The sequence below is a fragment of the Pseudoclavibacter chungangensis genome (assembly GCF_013410545.1).
Taxonomy (GTDB): domain Bacteria; phylum Actinomycetota; class Actinomycetes; order Actinomycetales; family Microbacteriaceae; genus Pseudoclavibacter; species Pseudoclavibacter chungangensis.
Genome location: NZ_JACCFV010000001.1, coordinates 50623 through 73504, shown reverse-complemented (window position 1 = coordinate 73504; position 22882 = coordinate 50623). Strand labels below are relative to the sequence as shown.

Annotated in this window: 20 protein-coding genes and 1 pseudogene; 10 read left to right on the top strand and 11 right to left on the bottom strand. The window is 71.1% G+C overall.

What is annotated here, in order from left to right:
- The first annotated feature begins 113 nt into the window (after positions 1-113).
- Positions 114-1484 (top strand): glutamate decarboxylase, encoded by a 1371-nt coding sequence (gene gad / locus HNR16_RS00315; RefSeq protein ID WP_158041548.1) that lies wholly within the window; start codon positions 114-116, stop codon positions 1482-1484.
- 202 nt (positions 1485-1686) lie between these two features.
- Here the strand turns inward: gad and HNR16_RS00310 are convergent, their stop codons facing one another.
- Entirely contained in the window at positions 1687-2481 is a 795-nt protein-coding gene (locus HNR16_RS00310; RefSeq protein ID WP_158041549.1) for an NAD-dependent epimerase/dehydratase family protein, read from the bottom strand.
- A 199-nt stretch (positions 2482-2680) separates the two neighbouring features.
- Here HNR16_RS00310 and HNR16_RS00305 point away from each other — a divergent pair, with 199 nt between their 5' ends.
- Both HNR16_RS00305 and HNR16_RS00300 read left to right on the top strand, forming a co-directional pair.
- Entirely contained in the window at positions 2681-3523 is an 843-nt protein-coding gene (locus tag HNR16_RS00305; RefSeq protein WP_218868344.1) for an SDR family oxidoreductase, read from the top strand.
- A gap of 205 nt (positions 3524-3728) precedes the next feature.
- Positions 3729-4223, top strand: coding sequence for a hypothetical protein (locus HNR16_RS00300; protein ID WP_158041550.1), 495 nt, complete (start codon positions 3729-3731; stop codon positions 4221-4223).
- 346 nt (positions 4224-4569) lie between these two features.
- Here the strand turns inward: HNR16_RS00300 and HNR16_RS00295 are convergent, their stop codons facing one another.
- The 6 genes from HNR16_RS00295 to HNR16_RS17735 all read right to left on the bottom strand — a co-directional run bounded on the left by HNR16_RS00295 (position 4570) and on the right by HNR16_RS17735 (position 9756).
- The gene (locus HNR16_RS00295) at positions 4570-5265 is read right to left on the bottom strand and encodes a hypothetical protein (protein WP_158041551.1); all 696 of its coding nucleotides are present in this window, start codon (positions 5263-5265) and stop codon (positions 4570-4572) included.
- 97 nt (positions 5266-5362) lie between these two features.
- Positions 5363-5737, bottom strand: coding sequence for a hypothetical protein (locus HNR16_RS00290; RefSeq protein WP_158041552.1), 375 nt, complete (start codon positions 5735-5737; stop codon positions 5363-5365).
- Between the two features lie 348 nt (positions 5738-6085).
- Positions 6086-6751, bottom strand: coding sequence for a DUF6320 domain-containing protein (locus tag HNR16_RS00285; RefSeq protein ID WP_158041553.1), 666 nt, complete (start codon positions 6749-6751; stop codon positions 6086-6088).
- Positions 6748-8235 carry an alcohol acetyltransferase gene (locus HNR16_RS00280; RefSeq protein ID WP_158041554.1) on the bottom strand — a complete coding sequence of 496 codons (1488 nt, stop codon included), beginning with the start codon at positions 8233-8235 and terminating at the stop codon, positions 6748-6750. The genes HNR16_RS00285 and HNR16_RS00280 overlap by 4 nt, the downstream gene beginning before the upstream one ends.
- The gene (locus tag HNR16_RS00275; RefSeq protein WP_158041555.1) at positions 8232-9194 is read right to left on the bottom strand and encodes an alpha/beta hydrolase; all 963 of its coding nucleotides are present in this window, start codon (positions 9192-9194) and stop codon (positions 8232-8234) included. The genes HNR16_RS00280 and HNR16_RS00275 overlap by 4 nt, the downstream gene beginning before the upstream one ends.
- 139 nt (positions 9195-9333) lie before the next feature.
- Positions 9334-9756 carry a helix-turn-helix domain-containing protein gene (locus tag HNR16_RS17735; protein ID WP_218868343.1) on the bottom strand — a complete coding sequence of 141 codons (423 nt, stop codon included), beginning with the start codon at positions 9754-9756 and terminating at the stop codon, positions 9334-9336.
- Positions 9757-10220: 464 nt separating this feature from the next.
- Here HNR16_RS17735 and HNR16_RS17940 point away from each other — a divergent pair, with 464 nt between their 5' ends.
- The 5 genes from HNR16_RS17940 (at position 10221) to HNR16_RS00245 (ending at position 16388) form a co-directional block, all read left to right on the top strand.
- Entirely contained in the window at positions 10221-13055 is a 2835-nt protein-coding gene (locus HNR16_RS17940; protein ID WP_225737943.1) for a siderophore-interacting protein, read from the top strand.
- Positions 13052-14080 carry a FecCD family ABC transporter permease gene (locus HNR16_RS00260; protein ID WP_192498253.1) on the top strand — a complete coding sequence of 343 codons (1029 nt, stop codon included), beginning with the start codon at positions 13052-13054 and terminating at the stop codon, positions 14078-14080. The genes HNR16_RS17940 and HNR16_RS00260 overlap by 4 nt, the downstream gene beginning before the upstream one ends.
- Positions 14077-15108 (top strand): FecCD family ABC transporter permease, encoded by a 1032-nt coding sequence (locus HNR16_RS00255; RefSeq protein ID WP_225737944.1) that lies wholly within the window; start codon positions 14077-14079, stop codon positions 15106-15108. The genes HNR16_RS00260 and HNR16_RS00255 overlap by 4 nt, the downstream gene beginning before the upstream one ends.
- A complete protein-coding gene (locus HNR16_RS00250; protein ID WP_158041558.1) occupies positions 15105-15908 on the top strand; it encodes an ABC transporter ATP-binding protein in 804 nt (267 codons plus the stop codon). Before HNR16_RS00255 ends, HNR16_RS00250 begins: the two co-directional genes overlap by 4 nt.
- A 321-nt stretch (positions 15909-16229) precedes the next feature.
- Positions 16230-16388, top strand: a complete 159-nt coding sequence (locus HNR16_RS00245; protein WP_179558021.1) for a hypothetical protein — start codon at positions 16230-16232, stop codon at positions 16386-16388.
- Between the two features lie 105 nt (positions 16389-16493).
- On the opposite strand, the gene HNR16_RS00240 is transcribed toward HNR16_RS00245, so the two are convergent.
- Complete coding sequence (locus HNR16_RS00240) at positions 16494-17297, bottom strand: SDR family NAD(P)-dependent oxidoreductase (protein ID WP_158041559.1); 804 nt, start codon at positions 17295-17297, stop codon at positions 16494-16496.
- A 62-nt stretch (positions 17298-17359) separates the two neighbouring features.
- Between HNR16_RS00240 and HNR16_RS00235 the strand changes: the two genes are divergently transcribed.
- On the top strand, positions 17360-17944 hold the full coding sequence (locus HNR16_RS00235) for a TetR/AcrR family transcriptional regulator (protein ID WP_158041560.1): 585 nt from the start codon (positions 17360-17362) through the stop codon (positions 17942-17944).
- A 64-nt stretch (positions 17945-18008) separates the two neighbouring features.
- Here HNR16_RS00235 and HNR16_RS00230 read toward each other — a convergent pair whose 3' ends face one another.
- The 3 genes from HNR16_RS00230 to HNR16_RS00220 all read right to left on the bottom strand — a co-directional run bounded on the left by HNR16_RS00230 (position 18009) and on the right by HNR16_RS00220 (position 21319).
- Positions 18009-18998: an arsenic resistance protein gene (locus tag HNR16_RS00230; protein WP_158041561.1), complete on the bottom strand. Its 990-nt coding sequence runs from the start codon at positions 18996-18998 to the stop codon at positions 18009-18011.
- On the bottom strand, positions 18992-20152 hold the full coding sequence (locus HNR16_RS00225) for an NAD(P)/FAD-dependent oxidoreductase (protein WP_158041562.1): 1161 nt from the start codon (positions 20150-20152) through the stop codon (positions 18992-18994). Before HNR16_RS00225 ends, HNR16_RS00230 begins: the two co-directional genes overlap by 7 nt.
- Positions 20153-20269: 117 nt before the next feature.
- Entirely contained in the window at positions 20270-21319 is a 1050-nt protein-coding gene (locus HNR16_RS00220) for an FUSC family protein (RefSeq protein ID WP_158041563.1), read from the bottom strand.
- A 172-nt stretch (positions 21320-21491) separates the two neighbouring features.
- On the opposite strand from HNR16_RS00220, the pseudogene HNR16_RS00215 reads away from it, so the two are divergent.
- Positions 21492-22772: pseudogene (locus HNR16_RS00215) on the top strand (SLC13 family permease).
- Positions 22773-22882 lie beyond the last annotated feature (110 nt).

Here is a 22882-nt window from a genome sequence, read left to right as displayed (position 1 = left end):
GCCCGCACCGGGACGCCCCGACGTAGGGTGAGACGCGCCGAGGCCCTCGTGCCGGTTCAGGCGGTCGGTTCGTGCCCGTCCCCGTGTACGAACGAGTCGAAGGAGAAGACGTCATGTCAGCACCTCGAAGCGCACTCACACCGACGTTCGATCAACCGCTCGAGCGCCGCATCGCGCACCGCTCGGGCACACTCCCGGACGGGGAGTCGTTGCCGAGCACCGCCTATCAACTGGTTCGCGACGAGGCGATGCTCGATGGCAATGCGCGGCTCAATCTCGCCACGTTCGTCTCCACGTGGATGGAGGACGAGGCCGCCAGGCTGTACCTGGAGGGCGCCGACAAGAACCTCGTCGACAAGGACGAGTATCCGGCCACGGCGCACGTGGAGGAGATCTGCTGGCACATGCTCGCGGATCTGTGGAACGCCCCGGATCCCGCGCGTTCGATCGGCACCTCCACCATCGGCTCGTCGGAGGCGTGCATGCTCGGCGGCCTCGCGCGGAAGCGCAGATGGCGACAGGCCCGACAGGCCGCGGGGCGTGACGCCGGCAACCCGAACCTCGTGATGTCGAGCGCGGTGCAGGTGTGCTGGGAGAAGTTCTGCAACTACTTCGATGTGGAGCTCCGCTTCGTCCCCATCAGCGAGGCGCACAAGACCCTCGACGGTCATGAGCTGGAGCGGTACGTCGACGAGAACACGATCGGTGTCGTCGCGATCATGGGCGTGACCTACACCGGCATGTACGAACCCGTCGCGCAGATCGCCGCAGCACTCGACCGGTTCCAGGAGGCCACGGGCCTGGATGTTCCCATCCACGTCGACGGTGCCTCGGGCGCGATGATCGCTCCGTTCCTGCAGCGCGACCTCGTGTGGGACTTCCGGCTGCCCCGTGTGCATTCGATCAACACCTCGGGCCACAAGTACGGTCTCGTGTATCCCGGCCTGGGATGGGTCGTCTGGCGCGATGCCTCACTGCTTCCGGACGATCTGATCTTCAAGGTGAGCTACCTGGGCGGTGAGATGCCGACGTTCGGGCTCAATTTCTCGCGTCCGGGCGCGCAGGTGCTGCTGCAGTACTACGTGTTCCTGCGGCTGGGGCGCGAAGGGTTCACCACGGTGCAGAGCGGATCGCGGGAGGTCGCCCGGTACCTCGCCCGTGAGATCGCGGCGATCGGCCCGTTCGAGCTCTGGAACGACGGCAGCGACATCCCCGTGTTCGCGTGGCGGCTGCGCCCCGGCGAGCGGAACTGGACCCTGTACGACCTGCAGGACCGACTGCGGATGCGCGGGTGGCTCGTTCCCGCTTACCCGATGCCCGACGACCTCGCCGATCTCACCGTGCAGCGGATCGTCGTGCGCCAGGGGCTCAGCATGGACCTCGCCGACCGACTCCTCGCCGACATCCGGGCCGAGGTCGACTACCTCGACCGCCTGCAGTCACCGTTGCCCGATGCCGGGCACCGCGAGACCTTCCATCACTGACCTCGAGACCGCTCAGGCGGTCGGGTGACGGGTTCCGGTTCGGACTCCGGCGGAGTGGCATGCGTCGGGTGGTTCGGCCGACCGCGAGGTCCCCGCAGCTCCCCGCGGATGGTCGGGCCGGCGAGGTGGGTGGCGCGCTGGGCCGGGGCCGGAGTCCGCGAGGTGCTGCCGTCGGTCTGACGTCGGGTGGTGGCGGGCTCGTTCAGCGCGCGCGCATGCGCTCGAGCGAGTACGCGGCGGTCGCATAGGTGCCGCCCTGCGGTGTGCCGGGTGCGATCGCGTCGACCGGACCGTGCCGGGCCGCGTCGTCGACGGGCCGGAACCCGACGGCCTCCCCCGCCTCGGCACTCCACCATCGGCCACGGTTCGCGGACACCGCGTAGAACACCGCGTGTGGGAGCTCGGTGGTCATCGCGGCGTCGAACGCGCGAAGTGCGTCGGCCGGGCTCAGCCAGGTGCGCATCTCGCGCGCCGTCGAGGGGGCAGCTTCGTAGCTCCCGATGCGGATCACGACCGTGCGGAGTCCGAACTTGTCCGCGTAGAGGCGGCTCAGGGCCTCGACCGCGACCTTCGAGACGCCGTAGAAGCCGTCCGGCCGGGGCGGCATCGACTCGTCGACGATCGTGTCGACGTCGTAGGCGCCCGTCACCCGATTGCTCCCGGCACTCACGACGCGACCGACGCCTGCGCGCCGGGCTGCCTCGAGCACATGGTAGGTACCGACGATGTTGACCTCGGCGAGGTCGTGGAAGTCGGCCTCGTCGGCGATGCCCGCGAGATGCACGACACCGTCGCAGCCGTCGAAGGCGACGTCGAGGGCCGCCGGATCGCCGATGTCCGTCTGCAGTACGTGGTCGTCTGTCGAGACCGCCGCCGGTTCCCGCAGATCGATCGACACGAGCGCGACCCCCTGGTCGGCGAGGTGTGCGCGCAGGGCGCGGCCGATGTTCCCGGCCGCACCCGTCACGGCCCAACGCTGTCCTCGGAGTTCCGTCATGCCTCGGACGCTAGCGCGCCCCACCCCCACGCCCGATCCGGGCCCACCGCACTGACGGCACGTGGAGGCGACGGCGCTACCGTGTTCGGCTCGGGCGGTCGCCCGCGGTCCGAGCCGCGGGCCGTCCGCGACTCCCCCGGCTGCTCGGCTCGGGGTGCCGCGGAGGGCCGCCCGATCGATCGCGGAAGGGAGTCAGATCATGTCAACCATCCTCATCACGGGTGCCGGCACGGGGTTCGGCAAGGAGATCGCGCTGCGACTCGCGGCCCAGGGGCACGAGGTCGTCGCCGGCGTCGAGATCATCGCGCAGGTCACCGCACTGCGCGAGGCGGCTGCGGAACGCGGGGTCGAACTGGAGGTCGTGAAGCTCGACGTCACCGACGCGGGCGATCGCGCACAGTTCGCCGATCGTGACATCGACGTGCTCGTCAACAACGCGGGCGTCTCGGAGGGCGGCTCGACGCTCGACATCCCCGCGGCACGGCTCGAGCGTCAGTTCGACGTGAACGTGCTCGGGCCGGTGCTGCTGACGCAGATCGTCGGGCGCCGCATGGTGCGGCGCGGGAGCGGCAAGATCGTGTTCATGTCGTCGGTCGCGGGGCTCACGACCGACCCGTTCACGGGCGCCTACTCGGCCTCGAAGCACGCGGTCGAGGCGTTCGCCGACGCCCTGCACCAGGAGCTCGCGGAGTTCGGGATCCAGGTCGCGACCATCAACCCCGGCCCGTTCCTCACGGGCTTCAACGACACGATGTTCGAGACGTGGAAGGAGTGGCGCGACGACCCGTCCACCCGCGTGTTCGACTACGAGGAGCTCGCTTTCCCGCACGAACAGTTCGACCCAGAGCCGGTCTTCGAGACGACGGTCGCCGTCGTGACGGGCGAGGACACGGCCTACCGGCACGTCCTTCCGATCGACACCGTCGACGCGACGTGGAAGCAGATGGACGAGGTGTGGGCGCGGCACCAGAACGAGGGCCGCGAACGCGCACCGCTCGTGCAGAAGGCCTACGACATCGAACCGGCCACACCGGCCGAGTAGGACGACCGGACGCGGGCCCGGGGAGCGTCGTTCGGGCCGCTCGGCGGCATCGGACGACGCTCACGGGAGCGCCCGACCGGGCGAGCGTTCGATGCCACGGTCACCGGCGCGGAACGAATCGACGGTGGGGATCACGAGACGTTGCGGCACCCGGACGTATGCGTGTGCGAGACTCGGCATTCGCTCCACGATCCGGGAGATCGCCGTGCCACGAATCTTCATACCACTCGCGACGGTCGCCCTCATGGCGACACTGCTCAGCGCGTGCGCGAGCGGCGATTCCCCGCCGATCCCCTCGGGGTCCGCCGTCCCGGAGGCCGCGACGACATCGACGCCCACCCCGACCGAGACGATCACGCCGTTCGAGACCGACCGCTTCGGTGTCCGCTACTGGGACGCTCACTCGGATCGCTCGGAGGTCACCTACCCCGACCCCGAGGGCACTGACGAGGGCGACGACGAACGTCGCTGGACGGACCAGCAGTTCATCACCGCAGAATGCATGGATGCGCTCGGCCACGACTACAAGTTCAAGCTGTGGTGGGAACTGCACCCTGACGACCCCGGCGACCCGCCCGTCTTCACCTACGGTGACGACTACTACTCGGCCCTCTACGGCGCACCGGACTCGCAGGACCCGGCCGACTGGACCACCCAGGGATGCGACGGCGTCGCGCTGCATCGAACGGGCGTGATCTGAGCGCGCGGTTTCCGTCTATGCACCGTCCTGCCTGCATCCGGTTATACCGATCCGGTCACCGTCCATCCGGGGCCAGGACGTTGTCGACCGCACAGCGCGCCACCGGCGCCGGTGATCGATCACCTTGTGCCTCATGCAGCCGGTGGGCATTGCCACGGGGACCCCGCAGCACGATGCCGCCCGCGAGGTCCGAGCCCGAACGCCGAGTCCGAGCGGGGAAGAGTTCCGCGGCACGGGCGCGGATGTGGCGCTCGACGTTCCCGCTGCAGTTCAGCACGGTTGGCGCCGGCGAGTTGGCAGGAGCGTGTGGCGAGGCCACGCCCCGGTCGGGATACACAGGTGCGGGCTACCGTGACCTGATCTTGCAGAAATCGAGGACCGCTCGGTAGGCGGGGTCGGTTGCTTCGATGGGGTCGATGCGCACGACGGATGCCCCCTCGGTCAGTCCGGCATCGCGGCCCCGCATCCAGTAGGCCCAACATGCACCGGTTCCATCAGCTGGATGACCGTGCTTGGAGGGGAATTCGATTCCGAGTGGAGCTGTCTCGTCCTCGAGGGTGACGTACTCGCGCAGCAGCGTGGCGATAGCGGTCGTGATCGAGCGGTCATCCGAGGTGATGTGCTGGAGAGTGAGTTGACTCGTCACGAGTCCGACCGATGTGCCCCAGGAGTCGGCGAAGAGGTCGTCGAGTGCGGTCAGGGTCTCGGTGGCTGCGATATCCACCCACCAGCCCTCCGGGAACTCGAGGGTGTACAGCGCACGCCCCTCCCGGAAGACAGTCGGGAGCCAGTTGGCCTTGGCAGTGCCCGCCCGTTCCCAGTCGTCGACGATCTCGGCCCAGAGCGTTTCCAGCGGTATTCGCATGTGGTCGGCGACGGGTTGCAGTGCCTGACGCTCACGGTTGACGTCGGATCGGTACGGGGCGAGCAGTTCCATGTAGGCGGTCTGCCGAGCGGCGCATGCGTAGACGGTGCGTCCGAGCGTGTCGTAGCGCGACCACCCCTCGACGGGCGAGTCGGGACGACGTTCGATCGGATCCAATGGGCCATAGGACTGGCGCGCGACCCTGACCGCACGGCTCGGGCCGGGTGTGAGCGCGAGACCGGTCCGACGACAGCGTTTGCGGCCCCTGACCACTTCAGCCACTGAACGAGTCGTCGACGAGCGCCTGCGCCGCATTGGCGACCTGCTTGAAGTGGCCCTGTCGGATGGCATTGACCGGAGTGTCGTACTCCAACCACGGATTCGCCCCGATGAACCAGACGCGGGCAACGTGCTCACCCTCGGCGTCGGCGACGGCCTGCCACTGCTCGTATGCGAACATGAGCCGCTTCACTGCTTGGTGTCGGGGCTCAGGGCCACCCTCCTTGGCCCACTTGTGAGGGGACTTCGGGTCGCGCGCGCCGGCCAGCGCCGCCACGAGCGTTGGGCCGAGGGCGGCGTTGAGGCGCCGAGTGACCTCCCGGACGTCGAGGCGAACGACGGCCTGGTAGGTGGCCTTGATGGTGCTCATGTCCTGAAGACCTCCCTCGTCTCTGGATTCAAGGGTACGTCGAAACCACCACAAAGCCACCCAAAAGTCACTCCGAGCACTCCGTCGTTGCAGCTCAGCGGCAACGCTGCCGCACGGTCCAGGTCGCTCGGGCACGGTGATGGATCGCCGGCACCGGACGGCCCCGCAGCAGCGAGCCATGAACCGGCACGGACGTGTCGAACGGCTCCGCTTCGCTGCACGGTCCAGCACCTGTCGAGATGTCCGTCCCTCCTCGATCACGGCCGTCGCGGCGACCAGCCCCGACAGCTTCCGGGACGATGTGCCGTGGGATCACGACCGGGTAGCGCGCCCGAGCAGCGCGACCTCTCAGACGTGGAACCGCTTCGCGAGCTCGTGCCGCACCTCGCGCCCCCGGAACACGCGCATGAGCACGAGCACGAACACGCTGAACAACACGCACACGACCGACGCCCACGGATTCGTCGTCCACCTGAACAGGAGGAACACGGCCGGCACGAGCCCGAGCAACACCGTCAACCCGCTGTAGACGATGTAGTCGCCAACCTCCGTGCGCATGACCCGCACGACGATGAGCAACGCGATGATCGCGGCACCGCACACGATCGGGATCGCGTACGTCGTCGACCAGCGGTGCCACCCCGTCAACAGATCCCAGTACGCACACACGAGCCCCACCACGACGACGAGATACGCCGTGCCCTTCGCCGGATCACGCCGCTTGCGCACCGCGAGCAACACGATGATCCACATCGACGCGACCCCGAGCCACACGAACCGCCACCAACCGATCGCATCCGGCCCACCCCCGAACAACCACTGCACAGCGAACGACGCGGCCACCGCCACGACCGACACGAGCAGCAGCACCGACAGCACACGCCGCCGCGAGAACGCGAGCGGCACGGCGGGGAACGGATCCGCGACCGCCGTCCCGTGCAGCACACCCCCGCACAGCGGACACGAGCGCCACTCCCCCTCGACCTCCGCCCGACAGGCATCACAGCGCGTCATGCGTCCACCAGCTCCGCCTCGGTGACGCGCGTCGCCGCGACCGAAACGTCCACGCCCTGCTCCGTGAGCATGCGCACGTACTCCCGCACGTGATCGGTCTCCGTGAACGGCGACGTGAAGCTGATCGTGAGCCGCCCCGCGTGGGACAGCGCACAGAACTGCGGACGCACGGCCGTGACGTGGAACATCATCCGCGCGACGCGCGACTCGGCCGGCTCCGGCAGCACGACCCGGCCGAGGTTCGAGACGGCCACCGTGAGCCCGCGGTTGTTCACGTGGTTGACGGCACCGAGCAGCAGATCCTTGAGCGGGCGCGGCACGACCCGCAGCACCGGATTCCGCTCGAATCCGATGAAGCGCCGCAGCTTGCGTTCCAGGGCCTGCGGCGTCGCCTTCGGTCGGAACCGCCGCTCGAGCTCCCGCGCGACACTCGCCACGTCGTCGGGGCCCTCGCCGTAGGTGTGCGCGACGCGGATCGTCGCGAAGAAGTTCCGCGCGGAGTCCGAGGGGAAGAACTGTCGCAGGTTGACCGGCACCGAGGCCGCGAGCGTCCGCGCCCGGCCGAGCCCGCCCGACGATCGTCGGATCGACTCGAAGAACAGCGCCGTGAGATACATCGTCATCGACGCGTCCGCGGCGCGCGCGAGCGCGAGCACGGCCTGCGCGTCGGTGGTGAGCTCGATCGTGCGCGGTCGGTTGTCGGGCGTGCGCGTGCCGCGCACGCGGTGCACGGGTGGGCGCCGGGACGGCACCGCGCGGGTCCGCGCGGGCTCGGCGTCCGCGGGGACGGACGGCCCGGCCTGCACGGTCAGCAGCGCTGGTGTCGCGGCCTGCGTGAACGCGGCATCCGGATCGTCGTCCGCCTGCTCGTCCGTGCGCGCCGAGCGGCGGCGGAAGTAGTGCGCGAAGCTGTCGGGCGCCATGTGCACGCCGCCGCGGGACGCGAGCTCGTCGCCCGGGTCGGCCGGCTCGCGCTCCCCCACGTCGTCGGCGTCGGAGACGCCCTCGGCATCCCCGGCCGGACGCTGCGCGGCCCGACGGCGCGCATACGCGTGCACGAGGTCACTCAGGAACCACAGCGCCCCGGTGCCGTCGGACAGCGCGTGGAAGATCTCGAGCGAGATGCGACGCCGGTGGTGGAGCACGCGGAACAGGAGCGTGCGGTGATCGGGGTGATAGATCGCGGCACACGTCGACAGCCGCTCCGCCTGCGCGACGGGCCGCAGATCGCTGTCCTGCAGGTAGTACCAGAAGATGCCCTGCCGGAGCACGGCGTGGTACAGCGGATACCGCGCGTACGTCTCGTCGACGGCCGCCTGCAGCGTGGCCGGATCGACGTCCTCGTCGAGTTCGGCGCCGATGCGGAACACCTTCGGATCGGCGTCGGTGCGGGCGGCGAGGAAGATGTTCGACGCGTTGTCGAGCCGCACCCATGCGCGGCGCGTCCGGGCGCTGCGAGGTCGCCGTCCGCGCGCCCGACTCACTCCGCCGCCTCCACCGTCGACGGTCGGGTGGTGACGGGCTCGTCGAGGAACGCGTTGATCACCTCGTAGGCCTCGCGCAGCGACCGCGAGAACCGCGGCAGCGAGATGAAGCCGTGCAGCGCACCGTCGACGCGGTGGACGCGCGCATCGACACCGGCCGCCGCGAGCGCCTCGCCGTACGCCTCGCCCTCGTCGCGCAGCAGATCGAGCTCGGCCGTGATGACGAGCGTCTCGGGTTGCCCCGCGAGATCCGGTGCCAGCAGCGGCGCGACGTCCGGATCGCTCCGCTCGACGCCGTCGGGCACGTACAGCTCGACGTAGTCCTGCACCTCGGTGTTCGTGAGCCGGTAGTCGTCGCCGAGGTTCCGGACCGACGGGAACGGCGAGGTGCGCGGATCGTGGTCGCACTGGGTGACGGGGTAGAGCAGGATCTGGCGGCGCACGCCGCGATGCCCGGCCGCGTGCAGCCGCAGCGAGACGACGGCCGCGAGATTTCCACCCGCCGAGTCGCCCACGAGCACGATCCGGTCGGCGTCCGAGGCCCCCAGCCGGGCGGGTTCGTCGAGGAACAGGCGCGTGACGCGCTCGCAGTCCTCGAGGCCCGCGGGGAACGGGTGCTCGGGCGCGAGCCGGTAGTCGACCGACGCGACGAGGCAGCCCGTGAGATCGGCCATCGTCGCGCACGCGGGCGTGTAGCTCTCGATGTCGCCCGTCACCCAGCCGCCGCCGTGGAAGAACAGCAGCACCTCGTCGCGCGTGCGCTCGCGAGGTTCGAAGAGCCGCACGGCGATGGGGTGGTCGCCGTCGGCGGAGACCACCTCGCGGTCGAGGTAGCGGAACGTGCTCGCGGGCCGAGCCGCGAGGGTGCGCTGGAACTGGCGCACCTTCGGGTAGTCCTCGAGCATGTTCAGCCTCGGGGCGGCGAACAGCTGCAGGAACGCGCGCACGAAACGGTTCATTCGCGGCCCGCCCGTGACGTCGCGACTCGTGCCATGCTCCGATGGTAGGCGACCGCGCCTCGGCGTCGGCCGCCAGGGTCGACCGTCGGGCGCGACGGGTGCTGCAATCGGGTGCTGTGGACGGGTGCTGCCGCCGGACTCAGTCCGAGCGCTCGGTGCCGCGCAACGCGGCGAGCGTCGCGTCGTCGACCTCGCGCGCGAGCGCCTTCGCGAGGCCCGAGCGTGAGCTGTAGCCGACGGCGCGGGCGACCTGTTCGAACGACTCGCCCGCACGGAGCCGCGCGATCGCGGGGTTGAGTCGTGCCCGGGCGCGCCAGCGGCCGAACGGCAGGCCCGTCTCCTGCAGCACGACGCGCTGCACGTGCCGCGCACTCGTCCCGTGCCGGGCCGCGAGCTCGGTGGGCGTCCGCGACGAGCGGGCGGCGTCCCGCACGACGCGCGCGACGACGGGATGTGCGGGGACGGGCACCACGAAGTGCGCCGTCCCGAGCTCGCGCAGCGCCGCATCGAGCGCGTGCCGGAGCTCGCCGATCTGCGCCTCGGTGCGCGGCGCGACCCCCAAGGATCATCGTCATGATCGCCGTGATCGACGGCACCGCGCCGAGCCGCTGCACGGGCACGGGCGGCGACGACTCGGGCGAGAGCATGGGCCCGAGCACGAGGCTGTCGGGTTCGTAGCGCGCGGCATGGGGGATCCCCGCCGCGAGCCACACCGTCTCGTGGCGGTGCAGCGTCACCTCGTCGCCGTCGATCGAGAGGTGCGCCGTGCCCTGCGAGACGTGGATGAGGTGCGGCACGTCGTGCGTGTGGGTGTCGTGGCCGAGGAACCGCACCGTGTTCTCGGGCACGAGGTGCCGAAGGCGTGTGGTCGCCGATGCCATCGAGGTCACCTCCGATTCCTGCCCGACGTCATGTCGCGTTCGTCGCCGGGTCGTGGCGCATCCGGCCCGAACGGTCTCGGAAGGAAGTTTAGGCTTCCCTCATTCGTGCCCGGCGGTTCGTGCCGCCCTTTCTTCCGAGGTGCCCATGCCATCCCGTTCCACCCTGTCGACCTCCCTCCTCGCCGTCGCGCTGTGCGGCGGCCTCGCGCTCACCGGTTGTGCCGCGCCCGACAACGAGGCGAGCGGCGAACAGGCCGCGGGTGACGCCGCGACGACCCGCGTCGTCACGACCGAGCAGGGCGACGTGACGATCCCCGCCGAGCCGCAGAAGGTCGTGCTGCTCAACTACGCACTCGCCGGGTACCTGTACGACCTCGACGTCCCCGTCGCCGCGATGATCCCCGAGGACGCCGACGCCGAGGGCGTGTTCTCGGACTTCTGGGCCGCCGACGCCGATGCGCAGGGCACGCAGTTCCTCCCGTGGAGCACCGACGGCTTCGACATGGAGGCGATCCTCGCGCTCCAGCCCGACCTCATCGTCGCGGGCGGCATCGGCTTCCCGCTCATGCAGGCGACGAAGGCCTACGACCAGCTCACCGCGATCGCCCCGACCGTCATCGTGTCGGGCGACAAGACCGAGTGGCAGGCGCAGTACGAGTTCCTCGCGAAGGACGTGTTCGCGAAGCCGCAGGTGTTCGACGACGCGCTCGCCGCGTACGAGGCGCGCATCGCCGAGGTCAAGGGGAAGATCACGGTACCCGGTGGCGAGTCCGTGTTCATGACCTTCACGGCCGATCAATCGCCGTTCGTGCTCGTCGAGGACCGGGGCTCCCGCAGATGTTCGCCGACCTCGGGTTCACGCCCGCGCCGCTGTTCGCGAGCGGCCAGTTCGAGCCGTACACGACGGGTGGTGACATGTTCGAGCTGTCGACCGAGCAGGTCGGCCAGGTCATCACGCAGGACACCGTGTTCGAGATGGGCTTCAACGGGCCGTTCGCCGACGTCGCGTCGCTCGAGGCGAACCCCGTCTACGCCGCACTCCCCGCGTTCCAGAAGGGGCAGGCGCACGACCTGCCGTACTGGGCACTGCGCGGTGACTACGACGAGTCGATGGCGGTGCTCGACCTCGTCGAGCAGCAGTTCGCGAAGTAGCCTCGAACGCACCGGCCGGTGCGGTGCCGTCGGCGCCGCACCGGCTCACGCCGTCCCACCGACGATCGAACGGAACCGCATGGGCCACCGCCGTTTCACCGCTCACCCGCTCGCACTCCGCGCGCTCACCGTCATGCGGACGAGCGACGTGACGCCCCGCATGCGACGCATCACGCTCGGTGGGCCCGAGCTCGGCGCGTTCGAGCGCGCCGGTCACCCGCTCGCGGCGTTCACGAGCCCGGGGTTCGACGACCACGTGAAGCTCGTCCTCGCGGGCGAGGGCCCGATCGAGGCCGTGCTGCCCACACAGCTCGCGGCCGGCATCGAGTGGGTGTCCTCGCCCGCACTCATCACGCGCGACTACACGCCGCGGCGCGTCACGGCGACGGAACTCGATCTCGACTTCGTGCTGCACGCGAGCGGCGGCGAGGCGGAGGGGCCGGCCGAGCGCTGGGCCCGCGCGGCACGTCCCGGCGACGTGCTGCACGTCGTCGGCCCGAAGTCCTCGACGCTGCTGCCGGACGACGTCGACCGGGTGCTCCTCGTCGGCGACGAGACCGCGCTGCCGGCGATCGGACGGTTCTTCGACGAACGACCGACCGACGCGCCCGTGCACGCGATCATCGCGATCGCCGACGACGCCGCGCGGCAGCCGCTCGCGACGGCTGCGTCCGACCGTGTCGACTGGGTGCTCGCCGCACCGGGCGACCCCGCGGCGCTCGCCGATGCCGTGCTCGCCCTCGACGACGAGGCGACCGCGGGCAGCGTCTTCGCGTGGGGCGGCGCCGAGGCGCGTGCGCTCCTGCCGATCCGGCGCCACCTCGCTCGCACCGTCGGCGTCCCGAAGTCGCACACCGACCTCACGGGCTACTGGCACCGCACGGCCGCCCCCGCCGACGACACCGCGAGCGGTGATGCCGAGCAGGCCCAGCCCGCCCCGCACGTCGCGCTCCCGGACTCGCCGGTGCGCTGGTTCGCGATCCGCGCGGCGCTCCGGCTCGGGATCCTCGACGCCCTCGACGAGCGCGCCGCCGATCTCGACGCACTCGCGCGCGCCCATGGGGTGCCCGCCCGCGCGATCGCGCCGCTGCTTCGCGTGCTCGCCGACGCGGGGCTCGTCGCGCCCGGGCCCGACGGCTTCGGGCTCACATCGGCGGGCGCCGAACTCGTCGACGACGAGCACGGTCGCGAGCACTTCGAGGGGCACGAGGCGGAGGCCGCGCTCGCCCTCGCCGAGCTCGACGGCGCATTCAGGCAGGGCGTCCCGGCGTGGCAGCTCCGCCACGGCGAGACGCTCGCGACGCAGGCGGCGAGCGATCCCGCCGTCGCGGCCGCGCTCGCGGAGGAGACGGCCGGGCTCGCCTACCTGACGCCTGCGCTCGTCGCGCTCCCGCTATGGACGGGCGCCCGCGTCGGGGTCGGCGGCCCAGGTGCGGCGCCCGTGATCGACGCCCTCGGCGACGTCGAGGGCGCGGCGGTGTTCGCCCTCGGAGCCGACGTCGAACCGGCCGACGTCGCATCGGCCGACGTCGTGGTGCTCGCCCGCACCCTGGAACACCGCACCGACGCCGAATCCCTCGACGAACTCGCCCGCGTCGCGACGGCACCGCTCGTGGTCGTCATCGAACGCGCGCGCGCCGACGAACTCGATCCCGAGGCGGCCGAGGACGCGCTCGCCCGCGTCGCCGTGTCCGGCACGGGCCCCCGCTCGGCGGACCGCCTGGCCCAGCTCGCGCGCGAGGTCGGCTTCGCCCGCCTCGCCACGCACGAACTGGGCTGGGGCATCGAGGCGATCGTGTTCGGTCCGTCCCCGACTCCCGAGCGGTGACGGACGCGAAAGAACGCACGCGGCGGGCACCGGGTGCGGCACGTCCCGCGGGGCTCGCGATCGGGATCGTCGTCCTCGCCGTGTCGATCCTGTTGAGCGTCGCCGTCGGCTCGGCGCTGCTGCCGCCCGAGACCGTGCTGCGCGCGTTCACCGCTCCCGACGGCTCACTCGACCAGATCACGGTCACCGAGGTGCGCGTGCCACGGACGGTGCTCGGCCTGCTCGTCGGTGCCGCGCTCGGCGTCGCGGGCGCCCTCATGCAGGGCCTCACACGCAATCCGCTCGCCGAGCCCGGCATCCTCGGTGTCAACGCCGGCGCGGCGTTCGCGGTGTCGCTCGGCGTCGCCGTGTTCGGTCTCGTCGACATCGGCGGCTACATCTGGTGGGCCTTCGCGGGCGCGATCGGTGCCTCGGTGCTCGTGTACCTCGTCGCGTCGCGCGGCGTCGGCGGGCTCACGCCCGTGCGCCTCACGCTCGTCGGCATGGCGCTCAGCGCGGTGTTCGTCGGGCTCTCGATGACGCTCACACTCCTCGATCCGCAGACGTTCGACCGCATGCGCTTCTGGGGCGTCGGCTCGATCACGGACCGTCCGGCCGGGACGATCCAGGCGGTGCTGCCGTTCGTCGTCGCGGGGCTCGTCATCGCGCTCCCGCAGGGGCGCGCACTCAATGCGCTCGCGCTCGGTGAGGACGTGGCGCGCTCGGTGGGGGTGCGCGTCGGCGTCACGCGGGCTGCGGGGCTCGTCGCGATCGTGTTGCTGTGCGGCGCGGCGACGGCGGCCGCCGGGCCCATCGGATTCGTCGGGCTCATGGTGCTGCACGCGGTCCGACACCTGACAGGGCCGGATCAGCGCTGGATCCTGCCGTACGCGCTCGTGCTCGCCCCTGCGCTCGTCCTGTTGAGCGACGTCGTCGGGCGGCTCGTCGTGTGGCCGGCCGAGCTGCAGCTCGGCGTCGTCACGGCTCTCGTCGGCGCGCCCGTGCTCATCGCGATGGTGCGCGGCTCGGCGGGCAGGTCGTCGTGAGCGAACGCGTGCTCGTCCTGCGGCTCGGTCCGCTCAGCAGACGCTTCGGGCTTCGGGCGACGCTCGTGCACATCGTGCTCGCGCTCCTCGCCGTCGCGACGATCGTCGTGGCGCTCACGATCGGGCGGGGCGGCCTGCCCCTCGGTTCGATCCTGTACGCGATGCGCCCGGAGGCGTCCGACACGATCCGGCTCGTGTTCGAGTGGCGCGCGGCTCGTGCGCTCGCGGCCGTCCTGTTCGGCGCGTGTCTGGGCATGGGCGGGGCCGTGTTCCAGACGCTCACGCGCAACCCGCTCGGCAGTCCCGATGTGGTGGGGCTCGGCGCGGGCTCGTTCGCGGGTGTCGTCGCGGTGCTCATGCTCGGCGGCAGCGGGTTCGCGGCGCTCGCGTTCGGCTCGATCGCCGGCGGCTTCGCCGCGGTCGTCATCATCTACCTGCTCGCGTATCGGCGCGGCGTGCAGGGGTTCCGGTTCATCATCATCGGGATCGCCGTCTCGGCGATGCTCTCCGCGCTCACGATCTGGTTCAGCGTCAAGGCCGAGCTCGACGTGGCGATGCAGGCCGCGATCTGGGGTGCGGGCACGCTCACGGGTGTGCAGTGGGGACTGCTCGGCGCGGTCGCGATCGCGGCGCTCGTAGGCGCGCTCGCCCTGCCGACGGTGGGCCTCGTGCTGCCGCAGTTCGCGCTCGGCGACGAAGCCGCATCGTCGCTCGGGCTGCGGGTCGAGCCGACGAAGGTGCTGCTCGTGGTCGTCGGCGTGTGGTTCACGGCGATCGTGACGGCCGTGAGCGGGCCGATCGGGTTCATCGCGCTCGCGGCGCCGCAGCTCGCGCGTCGGCTCACGGGCGGTCGGACGGGTATCGGGCTCGCGGGGTCGGCGCTCGTCGGCGCCGTGCTGCTCGCGACGGCCGATCTCGCCGCCCAGTATCTCGTTCCGGGGATGAAGCTCCCCGTCGGTGCCGTCACCGCGATCATCGGCGGCGGTTACCTCGTCTGGTTGCTGTTCAGGGAGAGTGCACGACGATGACCATCACGAACACGGCCGCGGCGCTCACGGCCGAGGGGCTCGTCGTCGGCTACGGCGGTTCGCCCGTGCTCGACGGACTCGACATCGCGATCCCGGCGGGCTCGTTCACCGCCGTGATCGGCCCGAACGCGTGCGGTAAGTCGACGCTGCTGCGCTCGTTCGCGCGGCTGCTGTCGCCCCGCGCCGGGCGTGTGCTGCTCGGCGAGGACGATCTGCGGGGCTTCTCCGCGCGTGCGCTCGCACGGCGCGTGGGGCTCCTCCCGCAGTCGCCGGTGACGCCCGAGGCGATCACGGTCGACGAGCTCGTCTCGCGGGGGCGCTTCGCGCACCAGACCGTCCTCAGTCAGTGGTCGCGCGAGGACGAGCGGGCGGTGACGCGCGCGATCGAAAACGCCGGCATGGGCGCGTTGCGTGGACGTCGCGTCGACGAGTTGTCGGGCGGGCAGCGGCAGCGCGCGTGGATCGCGCTGGCGCTCGCGCAGGAGACGGACGTGCTGCTGCTCGACGAGCCGACCACGTTCCTCGACGTCGCCCACCAGGTCGAGGTGCTCGAACTCGCGACGCGGCTCCGCGAGGGCGGCCGCACGGTCGTCGCCGTGCTGCACGAGCTCGGCATGGCGGCGCGCTTCGCGACACACCTCGTCGCGATGCGCGACGGCCGCATCGTCGCCGAGGGCGCCCCCGCCGAGGTCGTCACCGAGGCGCTGCTGCGCGACGTCTTCGACCTCGACGCCCGCGTGATCGCCGACCCCGACACGGGAACCCCGGTCGTACTGCCGCGCTCGGTTCACCGACGGTGAGGACGGACGACCGAGGCACGCGAGCGCGTCGCGAGCCGGCCGCGCACGGGGCCGTTCGAGTGGGTTTCCGCCACTCGTCGTGATGCGGCCGGAGCGCCCCGGGCGTCAGCCCCAGGCGCCCGCTCGTACTGCGGTTGCCAGCTCGTCCCCGCGCCCAGCTCGTGGGCGGCCCGGTGGGCGAAGTACGGGTCGCGCAGGGCCGCGCGGCCGATCCGCACGGCGTTGGCGCGGCCCGGCGTCACGATCCGCTCGGCCCGCTCGGCGTCGGTCACGAGCCCCGCGACCGGGCTCCCGCCGGGACAGTCCGCGATCCCGTTCGACGTGACCGAGCGCCACGTCGGCTTCGACACGATCGACGTCGTCAGCCAACAGACCGTCTCGCACCACTACACACGGCGAGCGGACGGCGACGACGCGTACACGCCGCACCGGTTCCGCTACGTCTGGCCGGCCGGGCTCGACCTGATGGCGCGGGCCTGACACCCGAGGCCCGGCACGAGGACTGGGACCGCTCGCCCTTCACCGCCGACAGCGAATCGCATGTGTCGGTGTGGCGCCTCGACCCCGACGACGGAACGGGTGCGCTCAGTGCGCGCCGGGGAGTCGCCCGAGTACGCGTGCACTCACGGCGATGACTGCGCGGCGGGGCAAGAAGCGCGCGCCGAGCGCGCCGACGGCGTTGCCGAGACCGGAGATCACGCTGTACGGAGGTCGCGCACGATCGAGCGCACGGAACGCTGTCGCCACGACCTGGGACGCGGTCTGCATGAATCCCGGCGACTCGGACCGTCCCGTCGCCACCTCGAAGAACTCGGTGCGTGTGGGTCCGGGGCTCACCGCGAGCACCGTCACGCCGTGCTCGTGCACCTCGGATGCGATCGCCTCGCTGAAGCTCAGCACGAACGCCTTCGTCGCGCCGTAGACGGCCATCGTGGGGCACGGCTGGTAGCTCGCGGTGCTCGCGATGTTCACGACGGTGCCCGTGCCGGCCGCGACGAGATCGGGAAGGTAGGCACGCGTGACGGCGACGAGTGCCCCGATGTTGAGCCGCACCATCTCGTCGATCCGCTCCGGATCGGCGTCGGCGAACTCGCCCTGCATGCCGAACCCCGCGTTGTTCACGACGTGCTCGATGCGCACCCCGAGCTCGTCGGTGCGAGCACGCAGCGTCGCGGCGGCGTCGGGGGCCGCGAGATCGAGCGGCACGACGTGCACGGTCGTGCCGTGCTCGCGGCGCAGTCGCTCCGCGAGTTCCTCGAGGCGTTCCCGCCGCCGCGCGACGATGACGAGGTCGGCGCCGCGACGGGCGAACTCGTTCGCGAACTCGACGCCGAGGCCCGAGCTCGCGCCGGTGATGAGGACGGTGGTGCCACGTGTGCTGATGCTCATGGGCACCAATGTAGGCAGTGACAGCTTTGTTGTCAACGACTACATCACGATACGGTGATCGAATGTCATACCACCACGGCAACCTGCGGGCGACGCTGCTCGCACGCGCCGTCGAGGTCGTCGACGACGAGGGCGTCGACGCACTCTCGATGCGGCAGCTCGCGCGCGACGCGGGCGTGAGTCACGGCGCGACCTCACGCCACTTCCCCGAACGCCGGGCCCTGCTCGACGCCGTCGCGGTCGTCGGCTTCGAGCGCCTCGACGCGGCCCTCCGTACCGCCGCGAACACCCCTAGCGACGACCTGCGGGACGTCTTCGAGTCGGTCGCCCGCGCCTACGTCGCGTTCGCGACGACCCATGCCCGGCTGCTGGAACTCATGTACACCGCGAAGCACGACCCCGACGCGAGCACGCAGCTCGTGACGACCGCACACGGGTGCACCGACATCATCCACGAGCTCGTGCGCCGTGGGCAGGCCGAAGGCATCGTCCGCACGGGCTCGGCCGACGAGTTCACCGTCGCGGCGTTCGCCTCGGTCCACGGCCTCGCGGCGATCATCACGGCCGACCTGCTCGACGGAACCCCCGCCCCCGCGGCGATCGACGCCGTCCTACAACTCGTGTGGGGCGGTCTCACGAGCGACTGAGCGGCGACGCAACGTGACGCGGGCGCGGCGGACGACCGACTCGTCCGATGTCGACCCCGTCGGTTCAGGCCGCGACGCGAGCCGGTCCGACCGAGGGCGCCTCGCGGCGACCGCGCCGCAGCAGGTGCGTGAGCACCGTCAGATGTGGGAACTCGATGAGCATGCCGAGCACGATCGCGGCGACGACGAGGGGTTGATCCGGCAGCGCGATCGACGTGAGGCCGATCATGAGCGGCGCGTTGCGCGCCGAGGTCGTTATCGTGAGCAGCGCGTGCTCGTCGCGCCGCAGTCGGAAGGCGCGAGCGACGGCCTCCCCGATGCCCCACATGGCGACGAAGAAGAGGAAGACGACGCCGAGCACCAGCGCGAAGGCGCTCGGCTCGGCGAGGATCGTCCCGACGTTGCCGGCGAACAGGGCGACGACGAGCAGGGCGATGATCACGGGCACCGCCCGGTCGACCCCGGCCTCCACGGATGCCGAGATCCGGTCGGGCAGCACACGTCGCGCGACGAGCCCGATTCCGAGACCGATCGCCGCGGGCAGCACGAACCAGGTGAGCAGCGCAGGCACGGCACTCTCGAGCACGCCGCTCCCCGGGAGCCCCGAGAACACGGCGAGCCACGCCGGGTACAGCGCGAGCTGGATGAGCATCTGGAGCGGGACGAGCGCGGCCCCGGTCGTGGTGTCGCCCTTCGCGAGTCGGGTGAAGCCGAGGAACCAGTCGGTGCAGGGTGCGAGGCAGTAGGTGAGGACGCCGAGCCGGATCGCCTCGTCCGGCAGCAGCCGCGTGAGTGCGAACGCCACGACCGGGACGACGAGGAAGTTCACGCCGGCCGCGATGAGCGCGAGTCGGGAGCAGCGCCGCAGCTCGCGGAGCCCCTCGAGACGAACCGTCGCGAAGACGGCCGTGACGAGCGCGAGGACGAGCGGATCGGCGAGCGCCCCCACGCGCGCACCGGCCTCGGGCGCCACACCACCGATCGCCGAACCGATGGCGATCGCCCCGAGCAGCAGCACGCTCGTGGCGACGGGCCGGTCCAGCGCGCTCAGCACTCGCACTCGACACCGCAGCACGAGAGGTCGTCGGTGAGCATGCCCGCGGCACGCCACGCCTCGAGCGCGCTCGTGTCCTTGCCCGCACGCTCACCGATGCGTCGCGCGATGTGTGCGAAGCGTTGCCGGAACTTGTAGACGAAGCAGAACCTGAGGCCGCCGTGCCGTATCGAGGGCCCGCTCAGGAACAGGCCCGGCGCGAGCGTGGACCCGTCGTCCTCGTCGAGCAGCGGCCAGCCGTCCTCGCGCTCCTCGAAGAGGTGGGCGACGGGGCCGAGGCCAGGGCCGAATCCCGTCGCGGCGATGGGCGCCGAGTCACCGCGAACCATTCGCCCATCGGCGAGGCGGACCGTGAAGCCGTCGCCGTCCGCCTTGACCGCGACGACCCGCTCCGGGACCGGGTGCAGACGACCGGTCTCGAACGCGGCCCGGAGACGCATGCGGGAGCGCGGCGCCAGGCGGAACGACGGATCGGACCCCGGACGCCGATCCCACGGCTCGTCGGGGTCGATGATCGTCACGGTCGCGCCGCGCGCGATGTGATGACAGGCGATGTCGACGCCCGACTCGTAGCCGCCGATCACGACGACCGCACCGCCACGTTCACCCCACGCCTCGGGGGCACTCGAGTGGACGGCGAACCCCGCCCCCGGGAGCCTCGGCGCACGCGGGTCACCGAATTCGCCGCCCGCCCACACGAGCGAGCGGGTGCGCACGGGACCGCGCTCGGTGTCGAGCTCGAAGCCGTCGTCGAGCGCCCGCACCGCCTCGACGGCCGCGTGCTCCATGACGGGCACGCGGAAGTGCTTCACGACCCCGCGCAGGTAGTTCGCGTACTGCGGGCCGGTCGGGTAGTCGACGCCGAGGCTGAAGGCGGGGGAGGTCTCTGGGTGGATCGCGTTCAGATCGCTCGCGCCGAACCCGTTGCCCGTGAACGACGGCGTGAGGAAGGTCTGTGCCGCCGGCCAGTCACGGAACGACTGACCGACACGACCGCGTTCGAGTACGCCGAAGGTCAGCCCGTCGACCGCCGCGAGCGCGAGCGCGGTGCCGATGCCCGCGGGTCCGGCTCCGACGACGAGCGCGTCGAGCCGCACGGCGTCGTCGTCCTGCGCCCGGGCATCACGCGGCGAGGCCCCATTGTTGATATACATTCTCAACAACATAGCGCATGGTCACCCATGCCCCCGGTCGCCCCGCGGCCCCGGCCGTTCCATGGCGCTCCGGTCGCCCGCAGTCGCGCCGTCCGTCGACTCGGTCTTCCCGTCGACTCAGTCGTCGCCGTCGTCCTCGCCGCGCAACTCCGCGCGGATGCGGCGGAGGTCCTCCATGAGCGAGCCGAACAGGATCCAGTGGTCGGAGTTCGGCGGTCGCAGCCGGAGCGGTGACGTGAGCGCGGGGATCGCCGAGGTCATGGGTGTCGGATCGACCTCGGCGACGTGGACCGCGAGACGCACGTCGTGTGCGGCGCGACGGAACTCCTCCGCGAGCGCGGGCATCGTGTCCTCCTCGACGATCGACTCGTCGTACTGGTCGACGAGTGCCCGCGTCATGCCGATCACCTGCGTGACGATCGGCGAGAGGCGGTCGTCGAGCAGCGCCTGCATGGCCTCGAGCTCGTCGCGATGCCGACGCCCGCGCGGATTCATGCGCAGCGACTCGAGCGCGGTGTCGATGCTCGTCTCGGCGCGATCGCGCATGGGCCGCAGGAGGCGTGCCTCGATCATGAGCGCCTGCAGGTCCGCCGGACGCTGCCGGGCGAGGAGCGTGCCCGCGAGCCGATCGAAGGTCGCCGCGACCTCGGTGCCGAGCAGTCGCAGCTGCTCGCGCGCGGGGCCGACGAGCACGGGCGGGACGACGAGTGCGTTGATCGCGAACCCGGAGGCCGCTCCGATGATCGTCTCGATGACACGGTCGAGCGCGTAGAACGGCGTCGTTCCACCGAGCGCGAGCACGAGCATCGCGCTGATCACCATCTGGTTGAGCGCGCCCGGCGTGACGCGCAGCACCCAGGCGAGCAGGAGCGCGACGGCCGTCGTCGCGAGTACCATCGGCCCGCTCGTGGGGAACAGCGCCGACATTCCGGCCGCGATCGCCACGCCGATGAGCACACCGATCGTGCGCTCGATGCCCTTCGCGAAGGTCTGATTGACGCTCGGCGCCACGACGATGACCGTCGCGATGGCCGCGAAGATCGGCATCTCGACCTGCAGGAGCGCGACGGAGAGCAGCCAGGCGATCGCGATCGCGACGGCCGTCTTGGCCACCTGCAGCAACGGAAGACGCTTCTTGGCCCGGAAGGTCGTCAGGATCGCGCGCATCCCCCAAGGCTAGTTCGGCCGCGCGAACACGCGGTGTTCGGCCCCTCTGACGAGAATCGGAGGCGCGTTTTGTAGCCTTCACGACAATGTTCCGCTCGGGGGATCACGAATCCACCAAGCGGGGTGACGCACGACGACGTGAACGCACACGGCCATACGAGGAATGACATCGATGACTGAACAGAGCGACCAGACGCGCGATCTCCGCACCCAGGCGTACGACGCCGCAGCGGATCCGGAGCCGGAGCGCGAGCAGAGCCCGGGCGAGAAGGCCACGGGCGAGGACCGCAGAACGCGGATCAGACAGCGGATCGGGCTCGCGGGAGGTGTCGTCGCCGGCATCCTGCTCTACTGGGTGATGCCCGACGACGTCGGTCACGCGACCCGACTGACCGCCGCCGTCGCGGGGGTGATGGCGATGTGGTGGATGACGCAGGCGCTGCCGCTGCCCGTCACGGCCCTCGTCCCGCTCGCGCTCTTCCCCGTGCTCGGGCGGGAGAACGACGACAGCGCGAGCGACGTCATGCAGGACATCGGGGCCTCGTACGGCAATCCGATCATCTTCCTGTTCCTCGGCGGCTTCATGCTCGCCCTCGCGATGCAGCGCTGGAACCTCCACAAGCGCCTCGCGCTGCTCGTGATCCGCGCGATCGGCACGAAGCCCAACCGCATGATCGCGGGCTTCATGATCGCGACCGCGCTCGTGAGCATGTGGGTGTCGAACACGGCGACGGCCGTCATGATGCTGCCCATCGGCGTCTCGGTGCTCCTGCTCGTCGCGAAGAGTACGACGCTCACGAGCGACGCGGCGGCGAACAGGACGACGAAACCGCAGGGTGACGGCGACGGGCTCATCGGCGACACGGGCGGCGCGATCCGCACGAACTTCGGCACCGCGCTCATGCACGGCATCGCGATCGTCGTCGCGCTGCTGCTGTTCATCCTGCCCGCGGGCGCCGAGAAGGGCGTGCGCCTGCTCGACTGGAAGACCGCAGGCCATCTGCCGTGAGGCGTGCTGCTGTTCGGCGGCGGGCTCGCGCTCTCGTCGCAGTTCACGGCGAGCGGACTCAGCGCCTGGATCGGTGAGCAGGTCGAGGGCCTCGCGGGCGTGCCCGTCTGGCTCATCGTCGTCCTCATCACGGGTGCCGTGCTCGTGCTCACCGAGCTGTCGAGCAACACGGCCACGGCCGCGACGCTGCTGCCCGTCGTCGGTGGCGTGTCGATCGGCCTCGGCGTCGACCCGCTGCTCCTCGCGTTCCCCGTCGCGGTCGCCGCGACGTGCTCGTTCATGCTCCCCGTCGCGACACCGCCGAACGCGATCGCGTACGGATCGGGGTACGTGACGGCGGGGCAGATGATCAAGGGCGGGTTCTGGCTCAACGTCATCGCGCTCGGCCTCGTGAGCGTCGCGACGCTCACGCTCGCCACGTGGGTGTTCGGGATCGTCTGGTGACCGCAGCCCGGTGATCCGGGCGGGCGGGCCGAGCGGCGGTGGGGCGGCGCGACCGGGTCGCACCGCCCCGCCGCGCGTCACCCGGAGCAACGTGCGGGGCACCGCCACCC